Genomic DNA, 2,833 nt, shown 5'->3' on the forward strand with positions numbered 1-2,833 from the left:
GCTCAGGAGAGCTTGGGCCCAGGGCTGAGACGCGCCGTGGGGGTCTGGGGGTCCTATACCTGGGGGTATGCCGACGTCGGGGCCGATGTCTACGTGGCTCTGGGCATCGTAATGGCAGCAGCCCAGGGTGCGACCAACGTGGCTTTTCTCTTCGCCGGTCTGGTCTATGTGATGGTCGGCCTGGCCTACACCGAGCTGGCAGCAGCCTACCCAATGGCCGGCGGAGGGCAGTTCTATGTCCTGCGTGGCCTGGGCGATTTCTGGGGATTCGTGGCCGGTTGGGCCGTTCTGCTCGATTTTACGATTGACATCTCGCTGTTCGCTCTCGCCTCTGCCGGTTATATCAATTTCTTCTTGCCGGTTCTTAATACACGGATCGATCTGCACCTGGGAAGTCTCACTTTGCCCGGTGTTCAGCCGTGGCTCATTCTAGAAGCAACCACCTTTGTGATCTTGCTAACCGTTCTCAATATCATTGGCGTACGAGAGTCGTCGCGTTTCAACGAGATCCTGGGTGCTCTCGATGTGATCAGTGAATCAACGATTCTCTTCTTCGGCTTCCTCTTTGCTTTCGATCCGCAGTTGCTGCTGCGCCAGATGACGCAAGCGTGGCCTGATCCCTACCACCTGGCTTATGGGGCCTCGCTAGCTATCATCTCTTTCGTCGGACTGGAGTCAATCAGCCAGGCCAGTCAGGAAACGATTCGGCCCGGCAAGGTAGTACCACGAACGTCGTTGGCCTTGATTCTGACGGTGCTCATCTATGCTCTGGCCTTCTCCAATCTAGGCCTGGCCATGCTGCCCTGGCAGTCCTTTGCTGAGCACAATGGTGATCCCATTGCCTGGCTCGCCAGCCACATTCCCTTTCTTGGTTTGGTGGCTGGCCCCTATGTCGCTATTCTTGGGGCAACGTTGGTACTGATCTCGTCGAATGCGGGGGTCTTTGGCTCTTCACGCATTACTTATTCAATGGCCCGCTATGATCTTCTCCCCCGCCAACTGGCTCGAGTTCATCCCAAATTTCGCACGCCTGTACGCACGCTGGTGGTCTTCTCGGGCTTTGCTCTGTTAGAGCTGTGGCTAGCCGGTCTCTCGCCCAATGCCTACGACGTTTTGGGCAATATGTACGCCTTTGGGGCAGCGACAGCTTACATCCTGGTCTTTATCTCGCTGTTGGTACTGCGCTTTGTCGACCCCTGGACGCCCCGACCGTTTAAGGTGCCGTTGAATATCCGCTTCCGGGGGAAGGATGGTGAGAGCCGCTTCCTGCCGGTGGTCGGCATTCTGGGTTTGCTGGGGATCAGCAGTATGCTGGTCATGGTGGTCCTGACGCATGCGATCGGACGAATTGCGGGGCCAGGTTGGTTACTGCTGGGCCTGCTCATTTATGTCCTGCATCGGAAGCGCTCGGGCTTGCCGATCTTCAGGAGTGTGCCCCGCGACTGGGCTCGGGAGCAGCTCGCGGTCTATGCGGACGCCGAGGAGTATGACCTGGTTGAGGAGCTACGCGAGAACCTGGCGCGCAAACGCCATCTCGCTGGCGAAGAAGCACGCACACGCCTGGCTATGCCGCCGGCTCGCGTGGTGTCTGTGCCGCTGCCACCCCAGGAGGGGCGGGGCAATGGACGACGTGCTCGCGTGTCGTCCACGGCCTCACGTGAAGAGGAACCCAGGAGAGGAGATTGAATATGCGCGAAAGCCACAAGGTGAGTCAGGTCTGTGAGCCTTTGGCACAAGATTCGGGACGGCGGCAAGGCCGCGGAGGCGACCCTTGGCGGGAGCGCTATCGCCGCGTGGTCAGTATTCTTCTTATTCCGCTGGGGCTGATTATTAGTCTGCGGGCGCTGGGGCTGGGCTGGCAGGCCTGGACACTGGTGCTGTTGGGCCTGGCCTTCGTGGCCCTGGGCATAGTGCGCCTTCAGTTGCTGCCACCCTGGCACCTGGCTCATGGACGTGCTCGCAAAGGAGAAGAGCCATGAAGTTGGTGGCTGCCACCAATCCGCTCTTGATTACTCCGGCTGGCGTTGTGATTGCGCTCCTGTTCGCAGCTTCGATTATCGGTGTGCTCGGCTGGATGCTCCGCCTGCCGCCGGAGAACGAACTAAGCCGAACTGCGAGTCGGGCCGTGCGCACTCTCAATAAGATGACGCGCATTCTGGTGCCGCTGCTGCAGTGCAGTGAAGAAACCGATCGTGCGCTGGCGCTAGCACTCCAGATGGCCCACCACCGTAACGGGAGTGTCTGGGCGCTGGCTGTGATTGAGGTGCCGTTTATGCTGCCCCTGGATGCTACGCTGGGTGAGGAGGAAGAGCGCGTTCAGACCCTGGTCGAGCGGGCGCGCTCGGTGGCACGCCAGACGCCCTCTGCTCTGACGGTACGGGTGCTGAAGGCGCGTCAGGCCGGCCCTGCGATTGTTTATGAGGCGGAGCAGTGTGCCGCCGATCTGATTATTGTGGCCAATTGCCCTGTGCGCGTGCGCGGTAGTCTGCAGCAGATTGATCCCGCCGTCGAGTACGTCCTGAAGCACGCACCATGCGAGGTGCTGGTACTCAGCGGCGCTCGCGCTTCACTCCATCAGGAGCAGGAAGCCGAGCCGCTGGCGTCGTCACATCCCTCTGAGGAGAGCGTTAGAACCTCTAGCGAGATTCATGGCGTCCCCGCCGCTACCGAGGAATTGAGCAGCTCCAGTCACTCGGCTCCTTTTTAATCCCCCCTCTCGCCCGCCGGCATTGCTCGCGGCGGGCTTTTGCTTGCTTTCTCTCATCGGAAGTATAATACTAGTTTTAGATCCATATTGTTGTCAAGACATGTTATAATTACACTAGTAGTTCTC

Annotated in this window: 3 protein-coding genes; all 3 read left to right on the forward strand. The window is 59.3% G+C overall.

The window, feature by feature from the left end:
• Window positions 1–1,686, forward strand: a 1,686-nt coding sequence (locus tag IRZ24_RS18915; RefSeq protein ID WP_297167862.1) for an APC family permease, incomplete at its 5' end; no start/stop codon positions are given.
• Window positions 1,687–1,688: 2 nt separating this feature from the next.
• The gene (locus IRZ24_RS18920; protein ID WP_297167865.1) at window positions 1,689–1,979 is read left to right on the forward strand and encodes a hypothetical protein; all 291 of its coding nucleotides are present in this window, start codon (window positions 1,689–1,691) and stop codon (window positions 1,977–1,979) included.
• Window positions 1,976–2,707, forward strand: a complete 732-nt coding sequence (locus IRZ24_RS18925; protein WP_297167868.1) for a universal stress protein — start codon at window positions 1,976–1,978, stop codon at window positions 2,705–2,707. The genes IRZ24_RS18920 and IRZ24_RS18925 overlap by 4 nt, the downstream gene beginning before the upstream one ends.
• Window positions 2,708–2,833 lie beyond the last annotated feature (126 nt).

The sequence above is a fragment of the Thermogemmatispora sp. genome (assembly GCF_019683755.1).
Classification (GTDB): Bacteria; Chloroflexota; Ktedonobacteria; order Ktedonobacterales; family Ktedonobacteraceae; genus Thermogemmatispora.